This window comes from Massilia sp. CF038 (assembly GCF_900129765.1).
Taxonomy (GTDB): Bacteria; Pseudomonadota; Gammaproteobacteria; order Burkholderiales; family Burkholderiaceae_D; genus Telluria_A.
Genome location: NZ_FQWU01000001.1, coordinates 379,675 through 406,644 on the forward strand (window position 1 = coordinate 379,675; position 26,970 = coordinate 406,644).

The 26,970-nt window shown below is 61.6% G+C and carries 17 protein-coding genes; 9 read left to right on the top strand and 8 right to left on the bottom strand.

All coding sequences use genetic code 11. The features are described from left to right. Positions 1–82: 82 nt before the first annotated feature. The gene (locus BUC24_RS01670; protein ID WP_073212345.1) at positions 83–427 is read left to right on the top strand and encodes a hypothetical protein; all 345 of its coding nucleotides are present in this window, start codon (positions 83–85) and stop codon (positions 425–427) included. Between the two features lies 1 nt (position 428). Here BUC24_RS01670 and BUC24_RS01675 read toward each other — a convergent pair whose 3' ends face one another. Beyond that, a complete protein-coding gene (locus tag BUC24_RS01675) occupies positions 429–2,498 on the bottom strand; it encodes a tetratricopeptide repeat-containing diguanylate cyclase (RefSeq protein ID WP_073212346.1) in 2,070 nt (689 codons plus the stop codon). A gap of 294 nt (positions 2,499–2,792) precedes the next feature. On the opposite strand from BUC24_RS01675, the gene BUC24_RS01680 reads away from it, so the two are divergent. Continuing rightward, positions 2,793–3,659: an ABC transporter ATP-binding protein gene (locus tag BUC24_RS01680; protein ID WP_073212347.1), complete on the top strand. Its 867-nt coding sequence runs from the start codon at positions 2,793–2,795 to the stop codon at positions 3,657–3,659. Continuing rightward, the gene (locus BUC24_RS01685) at positions 3,656–5,212 is read left to right on the top strand and encodes a hypothetical protein (protein WP_073212348.1); all 1,557 of its coding nucleotides are present in this window, start codon (positions 3,656–3,658) and stop codon (positions 5,210–5,212) included. The genes BUC24_RS01680 and BUC24_RS01685 overlap by 4 nt, the downstream gene beginning before the upstream one ends. Here BUC24_RS01685 and BUC24_RS01690 read toward each other — a convergent pair. The 3 genes from BUC24_RS01690 to BUC24_RS01700 all read right to left on the bottom strand — a co-directional run bounded on the left by BUC24_RS01690 (position 5,209) and on the right by BUC24_RS01700 (position 9,354). Then, on the bottom strand, positions 5,209–6,993 hold the full coding sequence (locus BUC24_RS01690) for an ABC transporter ATP-binding protein (protein WP_073212349.1): 1,785 nt from the start codon (positions 6,991–6,993) through the stop codon (positions 5,209–5,211). The genes BUC24_RS01685 and BUC24_RS01690 overlap by 4 nt on opposite strands. Then, entirely contained in the window at positions 6,983–8,734 is a 1,752-nt protein-coding gene (locus BUC24_RS01695; protein ID WP_073212350.1) for an ABC transporter ATP-binding protein, read from the bottom strand. Before BUC24_RS01695 ends, BUC24_RS01690 begins: the two co-directional genes overlap by 11 nt. Before the next feature lie 95 nt (positions 8,735–8,829). Then, a complete protein-coding gene (locus tag BUC24_RS01700) occupies positions 8,830–9,354 on the bottom strand; it encodes a phasin family protein (protein WP_073212351.1) in 525 nt (174 codons plus the stop codon). 200 nt (positions 9,355–9,554) lie between these two features. On the opposite strand from BUC24_RS01700, the gene BUC24_RS01705 reads away from it, so the two are divergent. The 3 genes from BUC24_RS01705 to BUC24_RS01715 all read left to right on the top strand — a co-directional run bounded on the left by BUC24_RS01705 (position 9,555) and on the right by BUC24_RS01715 (position 13,178). Beyond that, positions 9,555–10,829: an amidohydrolase family protein gene (locus BUC24_RS01705; protein WP_073212352.1), complete on the top strand. Its 1,275-nt coding sequence runs from the start codon at positions 9,555–9,557 to the stop codon at positions 10,827–10,829. Between the two features lie 3 nt (positions 10,830–10,832). Continuing rightward, positions 10,833–11,354 (top strand): GNAT family N-acetyltransferase, encoded by a 522-nt coding sequence (locus BUC24_RS01710; protein WP_073212353.1) that lies wholly within the window; start codon positions 10,833–10,835, stop codon positions 11,352–11,354. Positions 11,355–11,462: 108 nt separating this feature from the next. Next, the gene (locus tag BUC24_RS01715) at positions 11,463–13,178 is read left to right on the top strand and encodes a methyl-accepting chemotaxis protein (protein WP_178372463.1); all 1,716 of its coding nucleotides are present in this window, start codon (positions 11,463–11,465) and stop codon (positions 13,176–13,178) included. A 6-nt stretch (positions 13,179–13,184) separates the two neighbouring features. Here BUC24_RS01715 and BUC24_RS01720 read toward each other — a convergent pair whose 3' ends face one another. Genes BUC24_RS01720 through BUC24_RS01735 form a run of 4 tightly spaced genes read right to left on the bottom strand, consistent with a single transcriptional unit; the run spans position 13,185 to position 21,290 of the window. After that, the gene (locus BUC24_RS01720; protein WP_073212355.1) at positions 13,185–14,258 is read right to left on the bottom strand and encodes an alpha/beta hydrolase; all 1,074 of its coding nucleotides are present in this window, start codon (positions 14,256–14,258) and stop codon (positions 13,185–13,187) included. Between the two features lie 50 nt (positions 14,259–14,308). Next, positions 14,309–17,143, bottom strand: coding sequence for an esterase (locus BUC24_RS01725; RefSeq protein WP_073212356.1), 2,835 nt, complete (start codon positions 17,141–17,143; stop codon positions 14,309–14,311). After that, entirely contained in the window at positions 17,143–19,449 is a 2,307-nt protein-coding gene (locus BUC24_RS01730; protein WP_073212357.1) for an amylo-alpha-1,6-glucosidase, read from the bottom strand. Before BUC24_RS01730 ends, BUC24_RS01725 begins: the two co-directional genes overlap by 1 nt. Next, positions 19,446–21,290: a glycoside hydrolase family 13 protein gene (locus BUC24_RS01735; protein WP_073212358.1), complete on the bottom strand. Its 1,845-nt coding sequence runs from the start codon at positions 21,288–21,290 to the stop codon at positions 19,446–19,448. Before BUC24_RS01735 ends, BUC24_RS01730 begins: the two co-directional genes overlap by 4 nt. Positions 21,291–21,816: 526 nt before the next feature. On the opposite strand from BUC24_RS01735, the gene BUC24_RS01740 reads away from it, so the two are divergent. The 3 genes from BUC24_RS01740 (at position 21,817) to BUC24_RS01750 (ending at position 26,947) form a co-directional block, all read left to right on the top strand. Further along, positions 21,817–24,564, top strand: coding sequence for a TonB-dependent receptor (locus BUC24_RS01740; protein ID WP_083598642.1), 2,748 nt, complete (start codon positions 21,817–21,819; stop codon positions 24,562–24,564). A 218-nt stretch (positions 24,565–24,782) separates the two neighbouring features. After that, the gene (locus BUC24_RS01745; RefSeq protein WP_073212359.1) at positions 24,783–26,624 is read left to right on the top strand and encodes a DEAD/DEAH box helicase; all 1,842 of its coding nucleotides are present in this window, start codon (positions 24,783–24,785) and stop codon (positions 26,622–26,624) included. After that, entirely contained in the window at positions 26,621–26,947 is a 327-nt protein-coding gene (locus BUC24_RS01750; protein ID WP_143167358.1) for a low molecular weight protein tyrosine phosphatase family protein, read from the top strand. Before BUC24_RS01745 ends, BUC24_RS01750 begins: the two co-directional genes overlap by 4 nt. Positions 26,948–26,970 lie beyond the last annotated feature (23 nt).

The following is a 26,970-nucleotide window of genomic DNA, read 5'->3' on the forward strand; positions in this document are numbered from 1 at the left end:
CGGGAGTGTCGGTGCAACTGTCAACCGCAAAATCAAGCGCAGGTGTATGCTGTCAGGCAACATCAACCCTTGCGAGAGCGACATGAAATCATCTTCCATTTTCCGTACGGCCCTGGTGCTGGCCCTGGTGGCTGGCGTAACGGCCTGCAAAAAACCTGACGAAGCAGTCGGTCCTGCGCAAAAAGCCGGCGCCGCCATCGACTCGGTGGGCGAGAAGGCGGCAGCACAACTGCACGAAAATATCGACAAGGCCAACCAGGCGGCCGAGGACATGCGCGAACGCGCCAAGACGTCCGGCGATGAACTGGCCAATGCGGCCAAGGACGCCGCCCAGGACGCCAACAAGGGCATCAGCAAGGCGACCGAAGAAGTGGGCAAAAAGGTAGAAAAGGCCGGCGAAAAAATTCAGGACGCGGCCAAGCAGTAAATCAGGCGATTGAACGCTGCTCGAACGGCGCGCCATCGGGGTGCGTCGTGCCTTGACTGAGCACGATCGACATGTCGACAAAGCCGGCGCGCCAAGCCAGCTCCAGATCCTGCTCGATCGCTTCCATTGACGTGTTCTGGAAGTTGTTAAAACCGCGCACGCCATACGCACGATTGCGGCCGTGTGCCTTGGCCAGATAGAGCGCCATGTCGACCAGGTTGACCGAACGCTCCCATGGCAGTTCGCGGTCAAGCGGCACCAGTGGGAAGGGCGCAAAGCCGATCGACACGTCCACCGAAATTTCCACGTCCTGGTACTGCACCACGGTGTTGGAGATACCGCTTAACAGGCGGCGCGCAATTTCCTCCACCCCGCTGCGCGGAATGGCCGGCAGGAAGGCGAGGAATTCTTCGCCGCCCCAGCGCACGATCATGTCGGTTTCGCGCAGGATCTCGCGCAGGCTGTCGGCGATCATGCGCAGCACCGCGTCGCCGCCGGCGTGGCCGTAGGTGTCGTTGACATGCTTGAAGTGGTCGATATCAAGCAGGAACAGGGCGCCCACGATTTCTTCGCCCGAGGTGCCGGCGCCGCGCTTTTCGGCCTGCACGTGCGTACGCATGAATTCCTGGAAGTGCCGGCGGTTGTACAAGCCGGTGAGCGGATCGCGCGAACTTTGCTGTTTCAGTTCCAGATTCTTGACCTTGAGCTGATCGTTCGCGTGCCTGACCTTGCGGTACAAGAAGCCGACAATGACAGCGGCCATGGCAAACACCACCGCCAGCAGCCACCACACGCGCTGCTGCAAATTGCGGTTGACGATATCGCGCTTGAGCACTTCGATCTGGCCCTGGCGTTTTTCGGATTCGTATTTTTCCTGCAGCTCCAGCGTGGCCTTCTGGCGCCGGTCTTCGAACAGTTCGTTCGAGATCGCGCGCTCGCGATGGTAAGCTTTGACTGCGCCGGCCATATCGCCCGCGCGTTCCAGGGCCGAGCCGTACTCCATCAGTACTTCCTGCATTTCGGGCTTGTCGTTGGCCTTTTCATACCAGGCCAGGCCCAGTTCGAAGCTGCGCTTGCCTTCGGCCAGCTTGCCCATGCCCAGCAGCGCCTGTCCCATGTTGAGACGGGCAGTCGCTTCGGTGCTTTCATCCTTGAGCAGACGCGCCGCCGCCATGGCCTGATTCGCATAGTCGACCGTGCGTGGGTAATCATGCTGCTTGAGGTAGCTGTCCGACAGATTGACCAGCGAGCCGGCGATCATGGCATCGGCACCGATCTGCTTTTCGTATTCAAGTCCGGCCAAGAGGGCGCGCAAGCCGCGCTGCGGCTGATTGGTGGCGATCGACAAGCCGTATTCGGTATCCTTGAGCGATGACATGCGGCCGGGCGAGTTGGTCTTCTCCGCGTATTCATAGGCTTCGGCCAGCGCCTCGAAGCCCTTGTCGTATTCCTTCATCTGGCCATACAGCGAGGCCAGCGCATTGAGCGCCATGACGATCTGTACCGGCTTGCCGTAATCGCGCGCGAGCTGCACGGCAGCCTGCAGTTTTTTGAGCGCGGGCGGGAAGTTGCCTTCTTCTGCAAACGACTGGCCCGAGGCGATCACGCCGCGGATACGGGTGGGCATGTCGTCGGTCAGGTTGGCAACCCGTTCGCCTTCCCAGGCCAGCTGGTGCGACTGTGGCAGATCGCTCATGCTGAAGGTGACGTAGGCTTTTGACAGCAGGCCGCGCGCGATGATCAGGTTGTCCTGGCGTTCGCGTCCCAGTGCAAGCAGTTCTTCGGCCAGGGCCAGTGAACGCGGATTGTCGCCCACACCGCGGTAGGCGTGACTGAGCAATTCGAGAAATTCCGCGCGTTCGCGTGCGCTACTGGCGCGCGCTTCCGCTTCAATCTCGGCCAGTGCCGTCAGTGCCTTGGGCGGCACAAATCGGCCCAGTTCGCGGATATCTTCCAGCCGGGTGGACAGGGGGGCGGGCTGCGCGAGGGCAAGCGAAGACAACAGGCATAGCGATGCCAGCAATACGCGCCCCTTGCGGGTGCGTGAAGCGTCCCGAAAACCTGCCGACATCACGTTCCTTAATCTGAAAAAACCGATGCTCCCGTTGGGGATTCCGAAATCAATTATATTCTTGTTGCAGACCGGAAAGACCCTTTCCGATTCAAATTTCCTCGCTAATTGCACATTTGCAGCCGATGTTGCACTAAATTCATGCCCTAAAGTTATGGAAACGTTGGACCAGCGCCACGCCGCCCAATTTGCGTTTCGTCCCCCGTTTTTGGCGTCCTGTCTCATTTCCCCATCGTCGTTGCGCCGGCTTGTTTACATTGCAATCATCCAGACAGACCAGGAACAGGAACTGACATGCTCGAGATTCGCAATGTAGTGAAAACGTTCGGCAAGGACTTCCGTGCCGTCGATGATGTTTCGCTAACGCTGGAGCGGGGCGTTGTTGGTTTGATTGGCCACAATGGCGCTGGTAAAACCACCCTGATGCAGATGATCGCTACGCTCACGCGGCCCAGCAGCGGGCAGATTTTGTTCGACGGCGTCGACATCGCGCGCAAGCCGAACGACATTCGCGGGCGGCTGGGCTTTCTGCCGCAGGACTTTGGCGTCTATCCGAATTTGTCCGCACTTGAATTCATGCAGTACTTCGCTGCCCTCAAGGGTGTGCGCGATCCGGCGCGCATCCGCCATCTGCTCGAACTGGTCAACCTGCACGAGCATGCCAAACGGCCGGCCGCCTCGTTCTCGGGCGGGATGCGGCGCCGGCTTGGCATTGCGCAGGCGCTGTTGAACGACCCGGACATCCTGATTGTCGATGAACCCACCGCCGGTCTCGATCCCGAAGAGCGGCTGCGATTTCGCAACCTGCTTGGCGAACTGGGATTTCGCAAGCTGGTCATCATGTCGACCCATATCGTGTCGGACGTCGAGAGCATCGCCGGCCAACTGGCGATCATGAAGTCAGGCAAACTGATTGGCTGCGATACGCCCGAAGCCATTTTGCACAAGGCACGCGGCACCGTCTGGTCGGCCAATATCGACGCCGGCCACTTCGATACCGTACGCGCTCAGGTGCACGTGCTCCATTCGCAGCGCCAGGGCGAGCGCATGGCCTTGCGCATTACCCACCCGGAGTCGCCGCTGCCAGGCGCGCAGCTGGTTGAACCAAGCCTGGAAGAAGCGCTCATGGCGCAGCGCTATGCGGTGCGGGAGGCGGCGTGAACTTCAATATTCTCAAGACGCTGGCACTGGGCGAGGTGCGGCTGCGCATGCGCCGTACCTCGACCTTTGTCGCGCTGCTGGCCGTGGTGGCCATCTCGTGGATGATGATTGCCGATCCAGCTGGCGGCTCGGCGCTGATCGTGGTCAAGCATACCCGCGTGCTCTACACCAGCACGGCCCTTGCCATTGGCAGCGCGTCGCTGGGATGCCTGCTGTTTGGACTGGGCGGCTTCTATCTGGTGCGCGGCCGCATGTCGGAAGACATTCGCAGCGGTGCCGGTGGTGTGATTGGCGCCACGCCAGTGGGCAATGTACAGTTCCTGGTCGGGCGCTGGCTGGGCGGCGCCGCTTACCTTGGCGCGATGGTGTTCGCTTTCATGCTGACCATCATGGTGCTGCATGCGGTACGGGGCGACGGTCCGATTCAACCCATGATTTACCTGACCAACTACATCCTGATCCTGCTGCCGCTGGTGCTGTTTACGGTCAGTACCGCGCTCCTGTTCGACAGCTGGAGCCCGCTGATGGGCAAGGGTGGCGATGTGCTGTTCTTCTTACTGTGGGCGGCGCAGTTGGGCGTGGTCGGTGCGCACGCGGAAAACGGCCTGGTGCCCTTGGTCGAACTGTTCGATTTTAACGGCCTGGGCGCATCCATGCTGGCGGTAACGGCTGCCGTGGGTCATGCCAACGTGTCGCTCGGCGACGGCGAGTTCAACGCGGCCCTCACGCCGATCCGCATGGCGGACCACTTGTGGACCGCCAATCTGGTGTTGCTGCGTGCTGCCAGCTGCGTGGTGGGTGTGCTGCCACTTGTGATGGCGTTCGGCCTGTTCCACCGCTTCTCGCCCGACAAGGTGAAGGTGGCGCGAGCCGGAAAGCGGCGCTCGCCGCTGGCGGTGATCAACACCCTGTTCAAACCCCTGTCGCGCGCCGTCTCGCCACTGTTTGCTCTGGCCGCCCGTATCGGCGGGGTGTCTGGCCAAACGTTCGGTGATGTGGCGCTGACACTGGCGGCGGCGCCGTTTGCGGTACTGGCGCTGGCAGCGAGCGCGCTGGCGGCCATGGTGGTACCGCATGCCGCGCTGGCACCCGTGACCCTGGCCGCCGTGGTGTTCTGGGGTGTGCTGGTGAGCGATCTGAGTACGCGCGATTTTGGCGCCGACGCCGAGGCAATGGCCGCAGCGGTGCATGGGGGCGCCGTGACGCGTTTCCTGCGCCAGTATGCGGCGACAGTGCTGCTTGGCCTGATGTTCACGGCCGTGGCAGCGGCGCGCTACGCCGCGTCGGAACCGATGCGCGCGCTGGCGCTGGTGGCCGGTGTGTTCAGCCTGGCCGCACTGGCCAGCGGATTTGGCCGTTGCAGCCGCAGCGCGCGCCTGTTCCTTGGCTTGTTCCTGTTCTGGTTTTACGTCTCGCTTAACGGCGGCAAAGTCGCACTGCTCGATGCAGTTGGCTTCCTGGGCGTGGCCAACTGGCAGTCGGTTGCCGTGTGGCTGTGCGCCGGCGCGCTCGCACTGGGCACCGGTTATATGTGGAACCGGCGCCCATTTTAAACGGCCAGCTGCTGCAGCAGATACAGGCGCTGATACAGGCCGCCCTCGATCTGCATCAGCGCGTCGTGGCCGCCGGTCTCGGCGATGCGGCCGTGATTGAGCACCACGATGCGGTCGGCATCGCGAATGGTCGACAGGCGATGCGCGATGGCGATGATGGTCACGCGTCCGCGCAGCTCGTTCAGTGCGACCTGGACGATCTGTTCGGTCGCGCTGTCGATGTGCGACGTTGCTTCGTCCAGCAGCAGGATGCGCGGTTCGCCAGCCAGGGCGCGGGCAATGGCGATCAGCTGCTTCTGGCCGGTGGACAGGCGTGAGCCGCTTTCACCCAGCGGGGTGTCGTAGCCGTCCTCCAGCGCCATGATGAAGTCGTGCGCGTGCGCCGCGCGCGCGGCAGCTTCCAGCGCTGCCTGGGGCAGGCCGCGCCCCATGTCGATGTTTTCGCGCGCTGATGCCGCCAGCAGGAACGGGTCTTGCGGGACCAGGCCGACTGCGGCGCGGAAGTGGGCGTTGTCGATCGCGGCCAGTGCTTCGCCGCCGATCTCGATGGCCCCAGGGGCGGACGGGTAGTAGCGCAGCAGTAGCGACAGCAAGGTCGATTTGCCGCTGCCCGTGTGCCCGACGATGCCGATGAAGGCGCCCTGGGCAATGTCCAGATTCAGGTCGTGCAAAACGTCCTGGCCAGGCGCGTAGCCGAAGGTCAGATTCCGAATACGCACGGCCGGCGCATGCGGGTCGGCAGCTTGGCTGCTCGCCAGCTTGTCAGCGTCGTGCTCTGGCGCCCCCGCCTCGTCCAGCAGGGCGGCCACGCGCGCCGATGCCACGACCGCCTGTTGCAGGCCGCTGAACTGCATGGTGATCTGGATCAGCGGCTCGACCACGCGCGCGATGTAATTGATGAAGGCGTACAGCACCCCCACTTCCACCGCAGACAAGGTGCGCTGGCCAAAGCTGTAGATGACCACTGCCAGCAACACCACATTCAGGAAGTCGAGCGCGGGGCGCAGCAAAAAGGCGTTGGCGCGCAGCTCGGCCAGGCGCGCCTTGTAATGCGAATGGTTGGTGGCGGCAAACCGGTCCGCAAAGCGCTGCTCGGCATTGCTGGCCTGGAGCACGGGCATGCCGCCAATCGATTCGGCCATCTGGCCATTGATCTCGCTGCGCATCGCGCGCGCACGGGTGACTGCCGGCGCGGACAGGCGCTGGTACAGGAACACAATCGCCACCACCGCCGGCACCAGTGCCAGCACGATCAGCATCAGGCGCCAGTCCAGCCATGCCATGGCGATCATGGTCCCGACCAGCACGATCAGGCTGTCGAGAATGGCAAACAGGACCTGGATATACAAGGTCTTGACGGCTTCGGTATCGTTGGTCACGCGGCTGATCAACTGGCCGGTGACGGCCTTGTCGAAGAACGCCATGGGCAGGCGCATCACGTGGCCGAACACCCATTCCCGCAAGCGCTGCACCGAGCGCATGGCCAGGCCGGACAGACGCACCAGCTGCAAGTAACGCAGGCCGGAAGCGATCCAGCCCGTGACCAGCATGGCAGCGAGCAGGCCGATCATGCGTGGCCAGTCCAGATGGCGTGGCAGCAGGTGGTCGTCAATCAGGGCCTTGCCCATGATCGGGCCCAGTACTTCCAGCGCTGCCGCCAGGATCAGCCAGAAGGTGGCCCAGCCCAGGTGACGCTTGTCCGGCTGGGCGGCGCGGCGCAGCAGTTGCATGGCTTGCGCCGCTTGTGCGCGCATGGCTTTGGGTGTGGTATCAGGTTGCATCGAGGCTGGCCTCCAGTTGCTGGTAGCGCCACTGGCTGGCGTACCAGCCGTCGCGTTCGAGGAGCGACTCGTGGGTGCCCGATTCGGCGATGCGGCCGTCGCGCAGCACCACAATCAGATCGGCGTCGACCACGGCCGACAGGCGGTGGCTGGCAATGATGACGCTGTGTTCCTTGCGCGCGGCACGCAGCTCGGCCAGGTGTTCGAGGATGCGCGTTTCGGTGCCGGTGTCAACTGCCGACAGCGCGTCGTCAAGCAGCAGCAGGCGGCTTTCGGCCAGTAGCGAACGCGCAATGGCCACACGCTGGCGCTGCCCGCCCGACAGGGTAATGCCCCGTTCACCGACTGGCGTGTCGTACTGTTGCGGGAAACGCAGAATGTCGTCGTGGATGGCGGCCATGTCGGCCGCATGTTCGATCTGCGCGCGCGTGGCATCGGCTCTGGCCAGGGCGATGTTTTCAGCGATGGTGCTGGAGAACAGGAACGACTCCTGCGGCACCCAGCTGATCGCCTTGCGCAAGGTCGCCAGCGTGTAGTCGGAAAGGGCGTGCGCGCCCCAGGCCAGCTTGCCCTGTTGCGGCGTGATCTGGCGCAGCAGCACCCGCAGCAAAGTGGACTTGCCCGCGCCCGTGGGGCCGACCAGTCCGAGCGTGCGGCCTGGCTGCAGCACGAGAGAAATGTCGGCCAGCGCAGGTGTGCTCTGGCCCGGATAGGCGTAGCTGATCTTGTCGAGCACCAGCGCGCCCATCGGCGCATCGGCCACCGTGCCGTGGTCGTCGACCGAGAGCGGGGTGTCCAGCAGCGGTTGCAAGCGCGCCAGTGCCGCCTTGCCCCGTTCGATCAGCGACAGGACCCAGCCAGCGGCGAACATGGGCCAGATCAACTGGCCAAGATACATGGTAAAGCTGGTCAGGGCGCCAATGGTCAATTGGTTCTGCCACACCAGGTAGCCGCCCACGCCCAGCGTCAGTACGCTCGCTGCGGTCAGGGTCCAGCCGACGGCGGGTTCATACGCGGCCTCCCATTGTTGTGCCTTGAGGCTGGCGGCGGCAGCGTGCGAGGCCAGTTCGCCAAAGCGGGTCGCGCTTTGCTGTTCCAGGCCCAGCGCGCGCAGGGTGCGCACGCCAGTGAGGGCTTCCTGCACATGGTCGTTCAGGTCGGAGAAGCGTTTGAGCGAATCGGTCGCGGCCACGTGAATGTGGCGCGATATGTGCCAGAACGCGAGCGCCATCAGCGGGAACGGAAGCAGGGCGACGCAGGCAAGGCGCCAGTCCACGCCCAGCATCATGATCCCCAGTACCATGACCAGTGTGAGCGTGCCGTCGAAGCCGGCCAGCATGGCTTCGCCGGCGGCCATTTCGATGGCGTCGATGTCATTGGTGGCCAGCGCCATCAGGTCGCCCGTGCGCTGTTTTTGATAGAAGGCCGGGCCCTGGGCCGACAGGCGCGCGTAAAAGCGGGTGCGCAGTTCGACTCCAAGCTGGTAGGCGGCAGCGAACAGGCGCAGACGCCAGCCCACGCGCAAAAAGTAGATGGCAATGCCCATGCCCAGCAGCTGGGCCAGATCGATGAGCAACTGCTCGCGCCCCAGGCTGTGCGCGGCCAGCGCGTCGATCATGGCGCCGATTTTGCGGGGAATGAGGACCGTGAAGGCGGCCACGCCAAACAGCATGACGCCGGAAGCGATATACGAGGGCCAGTGGCGACGCACAAAATTCCCAACCAGCCGCGATAAACTCATTCCCGTCCCTGCGTGAAGGGCCCGAAAACGATTAACGGGCCGTAGCCCGCTAATTTACTACTTTTGGCGCAGCGCTGCAGGGCAGCGGTGCGTGTTTACTTTTTTCGTTTTGGCTTGATGACCAGCAGGTCGGCCTGTTCGCCACCCAGTTCGACCTCGAGTTCGGCCACGTCGGCGGCCACCGGTTCCGGCGGTGTGGACTCCACGACTTCAGCGGCGGCGAGGGCAATTGGTTTGACTTTGGCTGCTACCGGGAAAGGCTCGGCTGGCGCGCTGGGAACCACGGTGTTTTCCTGCACCGGGACATCGTTGCGCTGGAGCAGGGCCAGTTGGGTGCCGCTGGCAATCGAGAACAATTCACGGCCGTAAGCGAGCAAGGTGTCAAAGTTTGCCTGGCTTTGCGTGGTGAGAGAGAACAGGTCGCGCGGATCTTTAACCGTGAACAGCTGCTGCATTGCTGCACTGGATTTTTCGAACGAGGCGCGGGTGGTCGTCAGATTCAGATTGATGATTTTTTCGGCACCTTCTACGGCTTTGGCCGTGACATTCTGGAAGAACGCCAGTTGTGCTTCGACTTGCGACTTGCCGGCTGCGGAAAACTGTTCTGGAAACGTACTCATCGGGGCTCCTTGAAAAGTGTCTATGACGCGCTGCAATATGGCTTAGTTTATCCATGAATTGCGGCATTGAACAGCGTTTTCGTGCAAGTTTCCGAGAAAATATCTTGCAATGCAGCATGCATGATTTCGTTAGATAATTTGCTTGGACGCTGGTGCCCGCTAGCCACTACAATCGTAGCGTCCCCGCTACAGGAGCACTCATGGATCTCGTGGTTCGCAATGCCAGCTTGCCGGATGGCCGGCGCCAGATTGACATCGCCATCGACCAGGGGCGCATCGCGGCCGTCGGCGAACGGCTTGCCGTCAACGCCGCGCGCGAGATCGATGCCGAGGGCGATCTGGTGACGCCCCCGTTTGTCGATGCCCACTTCCATATGGACGCCACCTTGAGCTACGGTCTGCCGCGCGTGAACCGCAGCGGCACCCTGCTCGAGGGGATTAGCCTGTGGGGCGAATTGAAGCCCGAACTGACCCAGGACGCGCTGATTGAACGCGCCATGCAGTACTGCGACTGGGCAGTGGCGCGCGGCTTGCTGGCGATCCGCTCGCACGTGGATATTTGCGACGACCGTTTGCTGGCAGTCGAGGCGCTGCTTGAAGTGCGGCGCCGGGTGGCGCCGTATCTCGATTTGCAGCTGGTGGCGTTTCCGCAGGACGGCATCTTGCGTAGTCCCACCGCGCTGGCCAATCTGAAGCGCGCCATTGGCATGGGTGTCGATGTGGTCGGCGGCATCCCCCATTTTGAGCGGACCATGGCCGAAGGCGCCGCCTCGGTGCGCCTGCTGTGCGAGTTTGCGGCAGAACGCGGCCTGCGGGTAGATATGCATTGTGACGAATCGGATGACCCGATGTCGCGTCATATCGAAACGCTCGCCTTCGAGACGCAGCGCCTTGGCCTGCAGGGCAGGGTGGCCGGCTCGCACCTGACCTCCATGCATTCGATGGATAACTACTACGTCAGCAAGCTGCTGCCGCTGATCGCTGAATCGGGCGTGGCCGCCATTGCCAACCCGCTCATCAACATCACGCTGCAGGGCCGGCACGACAGCTATCCAAAACGGCGCGGCATGACACGGGTGCCGGAGCTGCTTGCCGCCGGCGTCGACGTGGCGTTTGGCCACGACTGCGTGATGGACCCGTGGTACGGTCTTGGCTCGGGCGACATGCTGGAGGTCGCGCATATGGGGCTGCACGTAGCGCAGATGACGGGACAGGAAGCCATGCACCAGTGCTTCCTGGCGGTGACGGAAACGCCGGCCCGCATCCTTGGGCTTGAAGACTACGGCATTGCGCCAGGCTGCCACGCCGATCTGGTGCTGCTGGACGCTGGCAGTACGGTGGAGGCGATCCGGCTGCGCGCGGCCCGCCGTATGGTGATCCGCCGCGGCCAGGTGGTGAGCGAGTCGCCGCGCTCGCGTGCGACCTTGCACTTGCCCGGTCGTCCCGCTGCCACGGCATTCCGATTGGAGCGCTAAGCGATGTTGATCCTCGAGACCGAGCGTCTGCTGCTGCGTACCATCGAAGAAAAGGATGCGCCGTTCTACTTCAACCTGGTCAACAGCGCGCCTTTTCTGACCAATATCGGCGACAAGGGCGTGCGCAACCTGGCGGACGCGCGCGCCGGCATTGCCAGCGGCCCGGTGGCGATGCAGGCGGCACGCGGCCATTCGCTGTATCTGGTTGAACTGAAGGCCAGTGGTGTGGCCATCGGCATGTCGGGATTGATCAAGCGCGATGCGCTCGACGACGTGGACCTGGGCTATGCCTTTTTGCCGCCTTACTTTGGGCAGGGCTACGGTTATGAGGCCGCAGTCGCCGTGCGCGATCACGCCCGCGCTGTTCTCGGCATGCAGCGCCTGGTCGCGATCACCTCGCCGGAAAACGCCGCTTCCAATGGTCTGCTGGAGAAAATCGGCATGCGCTTCGAGAAGATGATTCAAATGACGCCCGAGGACAGCGGTACCCGGCTGTACGGAATGGACCTGCGCGCCACATTCTGAGTAATATTTACATGTAGTTCTTGGCTTTTATATCCCATTGGTACATGATGAATTAGGTTTCCTTTTGATAATTAATGATGCCGCTTTTCATGCTCGGGAGTAATGAAAATGTCACTATCTAATTTGAAAATTGCGGTGCGCCTGGCGGTATTGGGCCTGTTTTTCTTGGTATCCCTGTTGATCGTAGGCGTTGGAGGCTGGCGCTCTCTGGTGAGTACGAATGTCGCCAGCGAGGCGGCAATGCGTCAGTCAGCGATGCTGATGGAGGCCGTTGATACAGCACGTAGTGCGCAGGTCGAATTCAAAATCCAGGTTCAAGAGTGGAAGAACATTCTGCTGCGCGGCGGTGACCCGGCCCAGCTGGAAAAATACACAGCCCAGTTCAAGAAAAGCGGCGAGGCCACCAGCGCGGAGCTGAAAAAAGTCAATGTCATCCTCGGTAAGCTCAGTCTGACCACGCCGCTGGTCGACGAGGCAGTCAAGGCCCACGAAGACCTGGGCAAGAGCTATCTGGGCGCGCTGGAAAAATACGAAAGCGCCAATGCCGACAGCGCCAAAGTCGTCGATGGCCTGGTCAAAGGCATGGACCGCGAACCGACCAAAAAAATCGACAGCATTGTGGAGTACATCAGCAAACAATCGCAAGCGCTGACCGTACGCATGAATCAGGAACGGGTTGCGAACGAGAGCAAAACCACCTATCAGCTGTTTGGCATTTTGCTTGTCACGGTAGTGGTAGGCGCGCTGATCATGGTGTGGCTGGTGCGCAGCATCACGCAACCGCTGAATGAGGCGGTCGATATTGCGCGCGTGGTGGCCAGCGGCGATTTGTCGACTGAAATCAACGTCAGCGGTACGGACGAAATTGGCGTGCTCCTTAAATCGCTCAAGGAGATGCACGACAACCTGGCCGATGTGGTGGGCAAGGTGCGCGCCGGGACTGATGCGATCGCGCTGGCATCGGCCGAAATCGCGCAAGGCAACAACGATCTGTCAGCCCGCACCGAAGAGCAGGCCAGCTCACTCGAAGAGACGGCCGCTTCGATGGAAGAGCTGACCGTCACCGTCAAGCGCAATGGCGACAGTGCCAACCAGGCCAGCGAACTGGCGGGCGACGCCTCCGGTGTGGCGGTGCGTGGGGGCGACGCAGTGGCGCAGGTAATTCATACCATGGGCTCGATCAATGAATCGTCGCGCAAGATCGTCGACATCATCGGGGTCATTGACGGTATCGCCTTCCAGACCAATATCCTGGCACTCAATGCCGCTGTCGAAGCGGCGCGCGCGGGCGAGCAGGGGCGCGGCTTTGCGGTGGTGGCGTCCGAAGTGCGCAACCTGGCGCAGCGCTCTGCCGCAGCGGCCAAGGAAATCAAGGAGCTTATTGGCGACTCGGTCGACAAGGTGGAAACCGGCAGTCGTCTGGTGGGTCAGGCCGGCACCACCATGGATGAAGTGGTCAGCAGCGTGAAACGGGTTACCGCCATCATTGCTGAAATTGCCGTTGCCAGCGGTGAGCAGAATGAGGGCATTGCGCAGATTAACGAAGCCGTAGTCCAGATGGACGCCGTGACGCAGCAGAATGCGGCGCTGGTTGAACAGGCGGCGGCAGCGGCCGAGGCAATGCAGCAGCAGGCAATCAGTCTGGCGCAGGCGGTCAGTGTCTTCAAGATCAACGAGAGCCATGTGGTGGCAGCGCCAGCGCCAAGGGCGAGCACGCACAAACGGGCGCCGCTGCGGCCTGTGAAGGCAGCGCCACGCCTGGTGAGCAGCAAGAGCGCCGGCAAGCCGGTAACGGCAGGTGACGACGATTTCGAAGAGTTTTAAGCGCGACTACTGCCTGGTGCTCCCCCACGGGAAAAACCAGGTCAGCGGACGAGCGACGCGGGCGGCCCATGATTTTTCGTTGTGGCCGCCGGCGTCGTCGATGTACAACAGCACATCTTCGTCCTTGGTGTAGCCCTGCTTGAGCATGGTGTCATGCATCAGCAGGGTGTCGTCCAATCCATCATTGTCGCCGCCGGCGTCAAGGTAGAACTTGACGGCGACCTTCGGTGCGGGCGCGTTCACCATCTGCCTGTCGTTCCACCAGAACGAACTGGAAACCCCGCCGGCCTTGGAAAACAGGTCGGCGCGGCGCTGCGCAATCACCACCGACGCGATACCGCCCAGCGACGAACCCATGATGGCGGTATTCTCGCGGCCGGGCAGGGTGCGCAGGGTCTTGTCGATATACGGCTTGACCGTGTCCGTGATGAAGGCCTGGTAGGCATCCAGTTTGCCGCCGCCATATTTTGGGTCGCAGCAGGGTGTGTACTCAGGGATTCGGTCGGGCGTGTTGTCGATGCCGACCACAATCACTTCATCCATGGCACCAGTGGCAATCTGGTGATTGACGGTTTCGTCGATGCCCCACTCCACGCCGTAGGCAGCGGTCTTTGCATCAAACAGGTTTTGACCGTCATGCATGTACAGCACGGGATAGCGCTTGGCCGTGTTTTCGCTGTAGCTGGGCGGCAGATACACCCGCAACTGGCGCTTGTTGCCCAGCTGGGGCGAGGCAAAGTCAGGGATCAGTTTGACGGTGCCAAGAGGCGGGCCAAAAAACGGGTAGATGTCGAGCGTGGCCCCGGCAGGAATCCGATACACGCCGCCGGACGACACCGTGTGCGGACCCAGTATCGGTTTAACCGTGACCGCCCCCATGCCGTCGGGCCAGCTGTAGGTCCAGATGCCGTTTCCAGCGCGCTGCAGCGGCGCGCTTTTCGACCAGCTCATGGGACCCTTGTCGCCCCGCAGTGCGATGGTGTCCTTGCCGGCGTCGTAATGAATGCGCACGGTGGTGGCGTGGGCGGGCAATGTGGCCAGCAGCGCCAGTACGTACAAGGCGGGCGGGATCGTTCGCATGCGTGGTTTCCTTTCGTGTCAGGTGGGGCATTCTACGACGCCAGCGCCGCTCATGGTGCTGTCGTTGGCAGCAGACGGACACCTTCGATATCGACGCGGTTGACCGGGCCGTCGGCGCCACCGGCGGCACTGAAGCTGCGATTGGCTTCCAGATAACTCATGTTATAAAAGTCCGATAGCAGCAGCCGGTAGCGCCCTGGTGCAAGTTGCGCTGCCAGCGGCGTCGAGTAGGCTTCGATTGGCTTGCCTTGTTCAACGCGCGTATGCGGCAGCTGCACCACGCCCTGTGCCACGGTGTGGCCAGACGCGTCTTGCAGCGCCATCCACTTGACGCCACCGCTGATGCCAAGATTGATCTGGTTGGCCCCATTGCGGTAGCGGACCTGGGCCTGGTAATGGCCGGCGGCAGTGACATCGATCGCGTCGACGCGGAACACGTCGCCAGGCGCGCCCCACTGGGCGGACGGCGCGCTGACGTCAAGCCCAGGCGCCACGCAGGCAGGCACGCTGTGATGGCTGCGGTTGCCCGAACTGAGGAACTGCGCTTCAACCGCGTAGCACGACGCGGGTCCGGCTTCCACGTCCACCCAAGTGCTTGCGGCGATCCTGGATGCAGCCAGCTTGCCGTCCCGGTAGATGTTGTAGACGGTGTTTTCGGACTCTTTGGCCGGTCGGATTGCCAATTCCACCTTGCCACCTGCCACGCGCGTCAATGACGCGATGGCGCTCTCGCGGGGTGCAAACACTGCTGCCGATTCGACATACGGATCGGCGCTGACGCGCTGCATTTCCTGCACGCCTGCCTGCAACGGTCCCAGCACAATGTCGATGACGCTCGTGTCGGGGAGCTGAGCCCAGCGCACGCTCGATTGCACCGCCTTGCCATTGACACGAATCGAGGATGGCGCGAAGTAGCCGTCTTGTTTGCTGGGTGCCGGCAGATGAATTCGTACATTCACATGTTTGTCTTGCAGGTGCAGGCCACGCAGGGTGATGGTGCGCGCGTGACCAAAATGCTCGCGCTGCAGTTTGGCGGTAATGAAGGGCTGTATGCGAATGCCGTCGGCATTCGCACCGATGCCGAAGATGTTTTCGATCACCATGCCCAGATACGCGCCCACTGACCATAGCTGGCGCCGTGAGTTGATGACCGGGCCAATCAGCGCAGGATGGTTTTCGTCCAGCAGCAGCGATTGGCCCGACAACCACTCCAGATTCTCCATGTTCGACAGGTTGAGCGCGGCGCCGCGAATGAGGGTTGCGTAGGCTGCGTCGGCCACGCTGACGTTGCGCCCGATTACCGCCGCCTTCAGGCCATACGCGGTTACAAATGGCCACATGGCGCGGTTGTGATACACGGGCAGGTCCTGCTGCTGAGGATAGATCACCGGTGCGCCCATGGGGCCGTGCGGATAGTGCGCCAGTATGCTGCGTGCGTGATCGGCATCGGCCACCCCGGTCACGATGGCAAGCGCCTGGCCAAGCCAATCGAATTTGTACATTGGCGCGCCGTCGAAGTGCGCCGCGCTCAAGCTGCTGTACATGCCGGCGTCGGCAAGCCACAATTTCTGGTTGATGGCTGTTTTCAGGCTGCCGGCCCAGCTGTCGTACTTCGCGCCCAACGTCTGGTCGCCATGTTCGCGTGCAAGCGCCGCTGCCAGCGACAATGCCTTGTAGTGTCCGACATTGGTTGACAGCGCCTTGGCGCTGGCCATCGAGGCCAGATCGTTGACGATCCACGCGGCGTAGCTCTGGTCACGCCAGTCCAGGAAGGATTGCTCGCCTGTGTAGAGTCCTGACACGGCGTCGAAGGCCGCCACGCGGTCGATCTCGATCGTGTTCGACAAGGCGGCCAGCGCCCGCGCGGCAAAGTCGCGGCGCTCGGCGCCGGTCAGCATGCCAAGAACCTTTTCCGCGCCGAAGGCCCAGGTGATGCGGTCGGTGCTGACGGGCCAGCTGCCGCCGCTGCCGGTATCCTGGATGATCTGCAGGCCATCGGCGCGGCCGGGAACTGCCGCGGCTTTGCTGACGCCGGAGCGGAATGCCGACAGCTTGAATTCGAGAGAGTTGCGTACGCGCTTGGGATCGAGCATGGCCAGACCCAGGTCAGCCGCGTACGACAAGTCGCGCGTCCAGACGTAATGCCATTTCTCTCCCGTTTCGAAACAATCGCAATCGACCGGGGCGCCGGCGTTGTAATTGCCATCGCTGATGCGCCGGACGGCATTCTTCTTCATTTCCGCGCCGGCGAGAGCAAACAAGGCATCGAAAGCCAGGCTCCCGCTGCGTACGACCGGCACGCCGGCGGATTCGCTGTAGCGCACATATTGGGGCCCAGGATCGCGCAACTGGGCTGTGGTCGAGTGCACGTAACTGCGCAGCGCTGCGCGCGGTGCGGGCGAGGAAAAGCGCGCAGTCTCGCGCTTGCCGTCATAGGTGGGAAAGCTGCGTTCGTCGATGTGCCGGTTTCCCTGGTGCGGATTACGTTGCGCGAGGGGTGCGGTTTCGATCCGCATCACGCGCAGCACGGGCGCGGCTGGTGCTGACAGATCGAGCTGAAACGTGTAGTCGGCACTTTTTTTGACAAACAGATAGTCCTCCGGACCGGGCTTTTTTGCCATTGGATAGCCGGTATCTGGCGCCACGCTGACGCTGTGGTCGGGGTGGAGGACCCATTCTGTGGCCCAGTCTTTGCTGCCCACTTTGAACGGGTGGTTGCCAGGGGCCAGCTGCAAGCGCGTTTCGTAGATGCCATTGCCCTTGTCGACCAGGGCATTGTCGATGCCCCAGCCATTGAAACCCCCGCGCAGATACAGCGCTGGCTCGGCGGCCATGACGCCGTGTGGCAGCATGGCCGCGATTGCGGCCCACAAAAGCTTTTTCATCAGCGGTACTCGTTCCTTTCCACGATGCCCTTCAGGACATCCTTCGACTGCAGCATGGGGAAATCTTCGGCGCGGTAGGTTTTCGGGGTCTGGAAATGCAGCGCCCCGATCGTGGCGGCAAACGACGGCAGTGCCGGTGCGACCATGAGCCGCCTGGCACCGAGGCTGGCCTTGCCGTTGGCAAGGGTCAGTACCGCATCACGCCCGGGTGCCAGTGTGAACTCGGTGTGCGAGCGGCTCTTGTCGGGGTTGATAAAGGTGAACGCTACCTTGCGTTCTGCGTTTCCCTTGATGCGCAGCCGCCAGCGCTGGCTGCTACCCTGGCGCTTGAACTGCACGTCAATTTTTTCGCCGGCCCCAAACGGCAGAACGGCATCGAAGTGCGACCATGCGGCTGGAATCGCCGGTGCAAAGGCGAGCGTGTTGGCCATCAGCTGAGGGCGAAAGCCGACAAAATCCTGGTACCCGTTGCGCGCATATTCGGCTACGCTCCATGATTGCGCGTAGGTGCCGGACGGTTTGAGTTGGCCGTTTTCGTGGGGCAGAGCGTCCAGCAGCTCGCTCATGTTGCCAAGCGTGTCCAGGCCCAGAATCTGGCGGCCCAGGTTCTGCGTCAGCGCCCAGGACAGGTCCTGGTAGCCGAAGCGATTCAGCGCGGTGACGGTGAAGCCCGCGTTCCAGCCCCAGATCGTACCCTGGTGGTAAGCCGCATCCTTGTGATGGAAGGCGGGATTCTCGTGGCGCGGATGGAAGTAGGGATCGTTCTGGCTCAACGAGGCAATGCCATACGGGTAGAGCAGTTCCGACACCGCATTGCGCGTTACCTGCGCTTGCACCGATGGCGCCACAAAGTCGTCGAAAGGGATCGATACCAGCATTAGCTGATTGGGCCGAACCTTGGTATCGCGGCTGCCGTCCTCGCGCAGGCGGTCTGCCATGGTTCTGCCATCCCAGTACAGTTTGAGAAAGCTTGCCTGGGTGCGCCTGGCAAGCGCGCTCCATTGCGCAGCGCGTGCATGGTCGCCTGCCTGGGTGGCGAGATAGGCGCCGCTCTGCAATGCCGTGTACCACAGCGCCTGGATTTCCACTGCGCGTGGCCCGCGTGCGGACCAGGGTTGCTTGTTTTCGATGCGGGCATCCATCCAGGTGTCGGCCGAATCGTGGACCAGCAAACCATCCTGGTCCATGTAGTTGGCGATCGCGCCTTCGAAGTAGGGCACCGCCAGGCGGTACATCTGGGCAGCGAAAGCAGTGTCGCCGCTGTACTGGATATACTCCACCGCCTCGCGCAGCATCCACGGCGTGCCGTCGACGGTATTGAAGATGATGCTGTCGCCTGCGGCCACGCGGTTTGGAATGCGGCCGTACTCTTTGTCGCGCGGCTCGCGCAGATTCTGAAAGCGGGCAAAATTCGACAGCACGGCCTTGGCGTCATCGAACTGGCCGGAGACCAGCAGCGTGCCGGGCAGGGCAATGAAGGTGTCTCGGCCCCAGTTGTCGCGGAACCAGGGCAGGCCGGCCCAGATGCCGGTGCCGAATTCTTCCACGACGAACAGCTGGCTGCCAGCCTTTGCCCAATTGAGGGCACGGTTGTAGTCGGCGTCGCTGGTAGTGAGGCTGCTGCGCGTGAGCGCGCTGTGGCGGGCAAGGCGCTCGTCGCCGATGGCGTCGCCTGCGGCCAATGTCCGTGCGCGCTGGCGCGCTTGATCTGCCGTGCTGCCAAAGGCGATGATGACGTTGAGTGCGCGGGCGGCGGCGCGGGTACGTACTTCGCCGCTATTGTCGATGTCCACTGGCCTGTCTGCCGCCACGGCCGTGTACCAGCTGCCACCGCTGGCAGGTGCGAAGACGACGCTGTCTGCGTCGCGTGTCAGATGCCCTTGTGCCGGTAGCAGGGGCTTGACGAACAACTTCGACCCAGCCGTGCCGGTCACGCGAATGGCGATCGCGTGTTTTTTCGACAGCAGCGCCATTTCCTCGGTGGCGCCGTTCGCATAGGTGGCGCGGTGGCCATATGGAAGCACCTGTTCGATGGCATCCGCGCGCATGTTTTCGACGGCGCCGCCAGTCCGATAGCCCTTGAACAGGGTTTCATTACGGACCACGTAGCCTGCGCCTTTGGCGCTGGCGTGGGTAAATCCTTCGAAATAGCCCGCCACGTTGTCGCCTGCGACAAAGCGGGCCTGCTGGCCCGGCGCTGCCTTGATTGCCATCGCGTCAAAGAAGGCGTCCACGCCGGGCCGCTGCGATGCCAGCGCGGGAAGGATGGCCAGGGCGGCTGCCAGACCAAAAACGGTGCGCTTCATTCAAGCTCCAGAATCAGGATTGCGTGCGAGGGGATGGCGAGGCTGGTGTCGAGGGCGAGGCGCTGACCGGTGATGACGTCCGTACCAGCGCGTGCCTGGCCCAGCGCTTCTGCAAAGCGCGCGACAGGCAGCACGGCCTGGGTTGGTCCACGGTTCATGGCCACCATGACCTTGCGCTTGTCGTCGTAGCGGAAGTAGACGTAGGTGCCGTCTTCTGCGCCGAAATGCATGGTTTTACCCTGATGGATCACGCTGGCGCCCTTGCGCCAGTTGGCCAGTTTGCGCACGAATGCCTGCGCTTCGCGCTGGCGGGCGTTCAGGCCAGTGCCATTGAACAGGTCCACTTTGTCGCCGGCCCAGCCGCCGGGCAGGTCGCGCCGGTAGCTGGCGTCGTTGCGGCTGCCCGTGTCGCTGGGCATCAGGATCTCGCTGCCATTGTAGAACTGCGGGATGCGCGGCATCGTCATCAGCCAGCCGATCGCAATTTTATACAGACCCAGGTCTTCGCCGACAACGCTATAGATGCGCGACAGGTCGTGGTTACCGTCAAACAGGACCAGGTTGCCAGGGTTGGGGTAGAGGTAGTCCTGGGAGAATGTCTCGTACACGTCGGTAAAGCCGGCGTCCTTCTCTTTGCTGGCCAGTGCTGCGCGCATGGCCTCGGCGAGAGGGAAATCCATCAGGCTGGGCAGAGAGCTGGTGTAGCCGTCAAAATTGACTTTGCCCTTTTGCCAGTGCGAGACCACGGCGGGCGATTTGTGCCACTCCTCGCCCACCATGTTCAGCTTGGGGTATTCGGCCATGAGGCGGCGCGTGTATTCGGTGAGGAAGGCACTGTCGGAGTAGCCGTAGGTGTCAATGCGCAGGCCGGACAGGCCCGCGTACTCGATCCACCAGATGTTGTTCTGTATGAGGTAGTTCGCAACCAGCGGGTTGGTCTGGTTCAGATCCGGCATGCCTTTGCTGAACCAGCCGGTCGTGAAATTGCGGCTGTCTTCCTTGCTGGCGTATGGGTCCTGCACTGCAACGCGATGGTGCCTGGTGGGCGTGAACTGGCCCGCGTGGTTGACCCAGTCGGGCGTGGGCAGATCCTTCATCCACCAATGGCTGGCACCGATGTGGGACAACACCACGTCCTGGATGATGCCGATGCCGCGCTTGCGCGCTTCGTCAGCGAGCTTGCGGAAATCGTCATTGCTGCCGTAGCGCGGGTCGATCCGGTAATGGTCGGTGGCGGCGTAGCCGTGATACGAGTAGGCCGGCATATTGTTCTCGACCAGCGGCGTAGGCCAGAGCTGGGTGAAGCCCATGGCCGCAATGTAGTCCAGATGCTGGACGATGCCGGCAATGTCGCCTCCGTGGCGCCCGCCCGGCAGCGCGCGGTTGGCTTGCTCGGTCATGCCAGGCACGCTGTCGTTGGCCGGATCGCCGTTGGCAAACCGGTCGGGCATGATCTGGTAAATGGCGTCCTTGCTGCTGAAGCCCTGCCGTTCGGCCGAGCCGGGGGTACGCGCCAGCAGTGGGTAGCTATATAGAAGCGACTTGCCGAAGTGGATGTCGATATTGCCCGGCCGGGCCGAGGGGTCGATCTGCAGATCAATGAACAGGTAATTCTTGTTGGGCACACGGATCACGGCTTCGATGCGCACGCCCGGGTAATCGATGGCCGGTTCCAATCCGCTGATGGCGCTGCCGTGCACCATCAGCTGCAGCTTCTGCTGTTGCATGCCGGCCCACCAGAAGGGCGGTTCCAGATGCTCGATGCGTTTGTCTTGCGCGGCGGTGGCGCTTGCAAGCGTGCTCGCTGCCGCAAGCAGCACTGTCATCATTGATCGCTTCATGGCGGGCTTGTCTCCTTGGCTTGTAGTTGTGAAAACCGTTCATTACGCTTGATCGGCCCGGTAGTTTGACTACCTTTATATTGTGGAAAAGCATACACCACTGGGGAAATCGCATCAATCAACTAGTCTGCATCTGTGAAGGGGTGCTAGTTATAGTACAAAGGAAAAGCGGTGTTCGGGTTTGTAGTCAATTGTCAGGCTGTTTCCGCGGGACGCCAGTAAAAGTTGCCCCATAACAGGGCACGAACGCACAAAAACCGTGAAAAATGTCTGAAATGTAGTCGTACTACAGGGGCAACCCGTGTTGCATGTACCCGAAATACAACGTGCTAGCCCGTTGAAACTAGAAAAATAGGCAAAAACACGACATTCAAGTAGTGCTGCGCAACTCTCGTTGACAGTGCATCTAGTTTTAGTACAAAATCTTCATCAGAGCGTCTTAGAGCGTTCCGTAAAAGGATCCCGAGTAGTAGCTGCCAGGCTGGATTTCCGGGAATTGTGTAGTACTGATGAGATGAGGGGACAAATGAATATTTTCGCGAGCAAGGGCACCCAAGCCGCTTTCAAGCTGAACCCGGTTGCAGCTGGCTGCGCCGTGTTCCTTTCCGTGCTGGGCAGTTCCGCCTACGCGCAAACGGCACCTGCGACCACTGGCGCCAATGCCGAGCCAGTCGTGCAATCGGTGGTCGTGTCCGGTATCCGTCGCGGTATTGAAGACGCGATCTCGGTCAAAAAAGATTCGAGCTCGATCGTTGAAGCCATTTCCGCAGAAGATATCGGCAAGCTGCCGGATGTCAGTATCGCCGAATCCATTTCCCGCCTGCCAGGCCTGGCCGCCCAACGCGTTGCCGGCCGTGCCCAGGTTATCAGCGTCCGCGGTCTGTCTCCGGATTTCGCGACCACCCTGTTGAACGGCCGTGAGCAAGTGAGCACCGGCGACAACCGCAGCGTGGAATTCGACCAGTACCCTTCGGAACTGCTGAGTGGCGTTACCATTTACAAGACCCCTGACGCTGGCATGGTAGGTCAGGGCCTGTCGGGCACGATCGACCTGCAGACCGTGCGTCCGCTGTCGTTCGGCAAGCGTACCGTGGCCATGAACGTGCGCGGCGAGCGCAATTCGCTGGGCAAGATCGCCAACGAAAAAGCCACCGGCAACCGCGTCAGCTTCAGCTACATCGATCAGTTCGCTGACCGCACCCTGGGTGTGGCGATCGGCTTTGCCCACCTTGATTCGCCGATTCTGGATAACCAGACTGGTTTGTATGAACCATGGAAAACCGACGGCCGCAATGGCGCGCCAGCGGGCACCTATATTACTGACGGCGCCAAGACGCTGGCCCGCAGCGGCCGCAACGAGCGCGATGGTGTGATGGCTGTCATTCAGTATCGTCCATCGAAGACCTGGACCAGCATGCTGGACGTGTACGCTTCCCGTTTCAAGCGCGAAGATACCCAGAACCAGTTCGAAGTCAATCTGAGTGGGTACAACGGTTCCACCACCGCGAATCCGCTGGCAGCGCCGATCTACAACCCGGCCACGACCTCGAACGGCGTTCTCACGGGCGGCACGATCGACAATGTGTACCCTTTGGTGCGCGGCATTTATACCAAGCGCAAGGATGATATTGCCGCTGCCGGCTGGTCGAACAACTTCAACTTCGGCAGCTGGTCGCTGATGGCGGACGTGAACTACTCGAAAGCCAAGCGTGACGAGCTGAGCCTGGAAAACAATCTGCAGATGGCAGGTCCTGGCGACACGGCAGTCCTGGACTCCGTGGCACTGGGCTTTGGCAATGGCGGCTTCTCGCAAATGAATCCGGCACGTGACTACAGCAACCCGGCCAATCTGTATGTGCGTAACTCGATCTACGGTTCGGGCTACGGCAAGACGCCACGCGTGGAAGACGAGCTGAAAGGCTTCAAGCTGGTCGCATCGCTGCCAGTGCCAGCCATGGCCGAATCGTATCTGTCGGGCGTGGACGTGGGCTTCAATGTCAGTGACCGTACCAAGAAAAAGCGTCAGCCAGAAGGCGACATCAAGCTCGCTGGTTCGGCAACGACAATCTCGTCGGATCTGCTGTATTCGCCAGTTGATCTGGGCTTCTCGGGCACCGGCGTGATCCCATCGTGGAACGTGCCAGGCGTGGTCGCAAAATACATGACCTTCGCACCATCCGATACTGCCGGCTACCTGGTATCGAAGGCATGGGATGTGAAAGAGAAGATCACCACCGCTTTCGTCAAAGCCAATATCGACCATGATTTCGGCGACATCTCAATGCGCGGTAACTTCGGTCTGCAGATGCAGCACACCGACCAGTCCTCGACTGCCAATTACTACGATGGCCAGGCGCCAGCCGGCCAGCAAGTCAAGCCCGTGGAAGACGGCAAGACCTACACGGACTATCTGCCGAGCATGAATCTGGTGTTCGGCTTGCCGGACCAGCAGACCGTCCGCTTTGGCGCCGCCAAGCAGATCGCGCGTCCACGTGTTGACCAGTTGCGCTCCGCATTGGAATTCGGCGTCGACACCACCACCTTCAAACCAGGCGGAAGCGGCGGCAACGCCCAGCTCGACCCATGGCGTGCCAAGGCAGTCGATGTGTCATACGAAAAGTACTTCGGCAAAAAGGCGTATCTGGCTGCAGCACTGTTCTACAAAAAGCTCGATACTTACATTTTCACGCAGACCAAGGACTACGACTTCTCGAAGTTCACCCCTGGTTCGATCGCCACGACCAATATTGGCAACTACACCGCGCCATACAATGGCACAGGTGGTTCGCTCAAGGGCCTGGAACTGTCGGCATCGCTGCCGTTGAACATGGTGACGCCGGTGCTTGACGGCTTCGGCGTGTCGGCCAGCGCCACCTTCAGCGACAGCTCGATTCAGATTCAGGACGGCAACAGCAACATCGGCAAGGACATTCCATTGCCAGGTCTGTCGAAACGTGTATCGAACTTCACCATCTACTACGAGAAGAACGGCTTCGAAACCCGCGTTTCGCAGCGCAAGCGTTCGGACTTCGTCGGTGAGATCGGCAACTTCGCCAACGACCGTACCCTGCGTTACGTGGTGGGCGAAAACGTGGTTGACTTCCAGATCGGCTACAGCTTCGAAGAAGGCAGCATGAAAGGCCTGGGCCTGGTACTGCAGGTGAACAACATCACCAACGCCGCTTACGAAACCTACGCCGGTTCACGTGACAAGCAGCTTGAGTACGGCAAGTACGGCCGCACCATCATGGCTGGCGCGAACTACAAGTTCTAAGTTCCAGCACTGTTGGTCGAAACCCCGTCGCGCGAGCGGCGGGGTTTTTCTTTTTGGCGCACGAAAATGGGGCATTTTCCCGAGATACGGGCCCGAAATGCGCTCTGGAGGCATTCCCCTAGGCGGCAAGAGTGTTTTTCGCGCCAACTTCCCTTGAACAGGGTAAACTACAGGATGCTGTCCCGTTCGGGCCAGCGTGTTTATTTGCGAGTGTCCTCATGTCTGAAACCCCTATCCTTAAGTTCGCCGATCTCAACCTTTCCGCCGTGGTGCTGAAAGTCATGAAAGAGGTTGGTTACGAAACGCCTTCGCCGATTCAGGCGGCCACCATTCCTTTGTTGTTGGCCAATCGCGATGTGCTTGGACAGGCTCAGACCGGTACCGGCAAGACCGCGGCCTTCGCGCTGCCGATTCTCTCGCGCATCGATCTCAAGCAGCAATCGCCCCAGGCCCTGGTGCTGGCGCCAACGCGTGAACTGGCGATCCAGGTTGCCGAAGCGTTCCAGACCTATGCCGCCCACATCAAGGATTTCCGCGTGCTGCCGATTTATGGTGGCCAAAGCTACGGTCCGCAATTGTCGGCCCTGCGCCGTGGCGTGCACGTCATTGTTGGTACCCCGGGCCGCGTGATCGACCACCTGGAAAAAGGGTCGCTCGACCTGTCCCAGCTGAAAACCCTGGTTCTGGACGAAGCCGACGAAATGCTGCGCATGGGCTTTATTGACGATGTCGAGCAGATCCTGCAAAAGACGCCAGAGTCGCGCCAGACCGCGCTGTTCTCGGCCACCATGCCGCCAGCGATCAAGCGCATCGCCAAAACCTACCTGCGCGACGCGGCCGAAGTGACCGTCGCCGCCAAGACCGGCACTGCCGACAACATCCGTCAGCGTTACTGGATGGTGAGCGGCATGCAGAAAACCGAAGCGCTGACCCGCATTCTGGAAGCCGAGCCGTTTGACGGCATGATCATTTTTGCGCGCACCAAGCTCGGTACCGAAGAACTGGCATCGAAACTGCAGGCACGCGGCTTTGCCGCCACCGCCATCAATGGCGACATGCAGCAGGCGCAGCGCGAGCGCACCATCGAACAGCTCAAGAATGGCAAGATCGACATTCTGGTCGCCACCGACGTTGCCGCGCGCGGTCTGGACGTGGAGCGCATCAGCCACGTGATCAACTACGACGTGCCGTCCGATCCCGAAAGCTACACCCACCGCATTGGCCGTACCGGCCGTGCTGGCCGCAGCGGCGAAGCGATCCTGTTCATCACCCCGCGTGAGCAAGGCTTGTTGAAAGCGATCGAGCGCGCCACGCGCCAGCCGGTTGCGCCACTGACCCTGCCTACCGTGAAGGCCGTGAACGATGTGCGGATCGCCAAATTCAAGGACCAGATCACAGAAGCGATTGCTGCCGGCGGTCTGGACGTGTTCCGCTCGCTGATCGAAGAATACGAACGCGAACAGAACGTGCCAGCGATCGAAATTGCTGCTGCCCTGGCGCGCCTGGCGCGTGGCGATGTGCCGCTGCTGCTGGAAAAACCAAACCGTGACGCCAAGGCCGCGCCATCGTGGAAGGATGAGGCGCCGATGGCACGTGCACCACGTTCGGATGCACCTGCCCGCGCCGAGCGTGCTGACCGTGGCGATGCGCCAGCGTTCAAGCGTGAACGCGTGGCCCGTCCGCAGGAAGATGGCATGGGTACCTTCCGGATCGAAGTCGGCCATGCGCACGGCGTCAAGCCAGGTAATATCGTCGGCGCCATCGCCAACGAAGCGGGTATCGAATCGAAGTACATCGGCCGCATTGAAATCTACGACGATTACAGCATGCTGGACCTGCCATCGGATATGCCGCCAGACCTGATCGACCACCTGAAGGGTGTGTGGGTCGCTGGCCAGCAGCTCAACATCACGCGTGATGGCGAGGCGCCAGCGCCGAAAAAAGCCAGCGCGCCGAAAAAAGCTGGTGGTGACCGCCGCTTCGAAGAGAAAAAACTGGGACCGAAAAAATCCTACGATTCGAAGAAGAAGGAACACCGCAAGGGGCCGAAGCCAGCTTGAACGTCCTGTTCATCTGCAGTAAAAACCAGTGGCGCAGCCCGACGGCGGAGCAGATGTTTCGCCGCCGTCCGGGTTTGTCGGTGCGTTCGGCCGGTACCAGTGCCGGCGCCCGGCGCACGGTGTCGGAACACGATATCGGCTGGGCCGAGGTGATTCTGGTGATGGAAGAGAAGCACAAGTCCCGCCTCAAGGCCCAATTCGGCCGTCTGCTTGAAGGCCGCGCCATCCACGTGCTGGATGTGCCGGACGATTACAAATACATGGATCCGGAACTGGTCGAGCTGCTGGAGCAGTCGGCTGCGCCATTGTTGTGCCCCGACTGACCCGCCTTTCATCCATCAAGGAG

Bases quoted from the DNA above. Each gene is read 5' to 3' on its own strand.
- BUC24_RS01670 (WP_073212345.1), top strand. From the start codon at position 83: ATGAAATCATCTTCCATTTTCCGTACGGCCCTGGTGCTGGCCCTGGTG.
- BUC24_RS01675 (WP_073212346.1), bottom strand. From the start codon at position 2,498: ATGTCGGCAGGTTTTCGGGACGCTTCACGCACCCGCAAGGGGCGCGTA.
- BUC24_RS01680 (WP_073212347.1), top strand. From the start codon at position 2,793: ATGCTCGAGATTCGCAATGTAGTGAAAACGTTCGGCAAGGACTTCCGT.
- BUC24_RS01690 (WP_073212349.1), bottom strand. From the start codon at position 6,993: ATGCAACCTGATACCACACCCAAAGCCATGCGCGCACAAGCGGCGCAA.
- BUC24_RS01695 (WP_073212350.1), bottom strand. From the start codon at position 8,734: ATGAGTTTATCGCGGCTGGTTGGGAATTTTGTGCGTCGCCACTGGCCC.
- BUC24_RS01700 (WP_073212351.1), bottom strand. From the start codon at position 9,354: ATGAGTACGTTTCCAGAACAGTTTTCCGCAGCCGGCAAGTCGCAAGTC.
- BUC24_RS01705 (WP_073212352.1), top strand. From the start codon at position 9,555: ATGGATCTCGTGGTTCGCAATGCCAGCTTGCCGGATGGCCGGCGCCAG.
- BUC24_RS01710 (WP_073212353.1), top strand. From the start codon at position 10,833: ATGTTGATCCTCGAGACCGAGCGTCTGCTGCTGCGTACCATCGAAGAA.
- BUC24_RS01715 (WP_178372463.1), top strand. From the start codon at position 11,463: ATGTCACTATCTAATTTGAAAATTGCGGTGCGCCTGGCGGTATTGGGC.
- BUC24_RS01720 (WP_073212355.1), bottom strand. From the start codon at position 14,258: ATGCGAACGATCCCGCCCGCCTTGTACGTACTGGCGCTGCTGGCCACA.
- BUC24_RS01725 (WP_073212356.1), bottom strand. From the start codon at position 17,143: ATGAAAAAGCTTTTGTGGGCCGCAATCGCGGCCATGCTGCCACACGGC.
- BUC24_RS01730 (WP_073212357.1), bottom strand. From the start codon at position 19,449: ATGAAGCGCACCGTTTTTGGTCTGGCAGCCGCCCTGGCCATCCTTCCC.
- BUC24_RS01735 (WP_073212358.1), bottom strand. From the start codon at position 21,290: ATGAAGCGATCAATGATGACAGTGCTGCTTGCGGCAGCGAGCACGCTT.
- BUC24_RS01740 (WP_083598642.1), top strand. From the start codon at position 21,817: ATGAATATTTTCGCGAGCAAGGGCACCCAAGCCGCTTTCAAGCTGAAC.
- BUC24_RS01745 (WP_073212359.1), top strand. From the start codon at position 24,783: ATGTCTGAAACCCCTATCCTTAAGTTCGCCGATCTCAACCTTTCCGCC.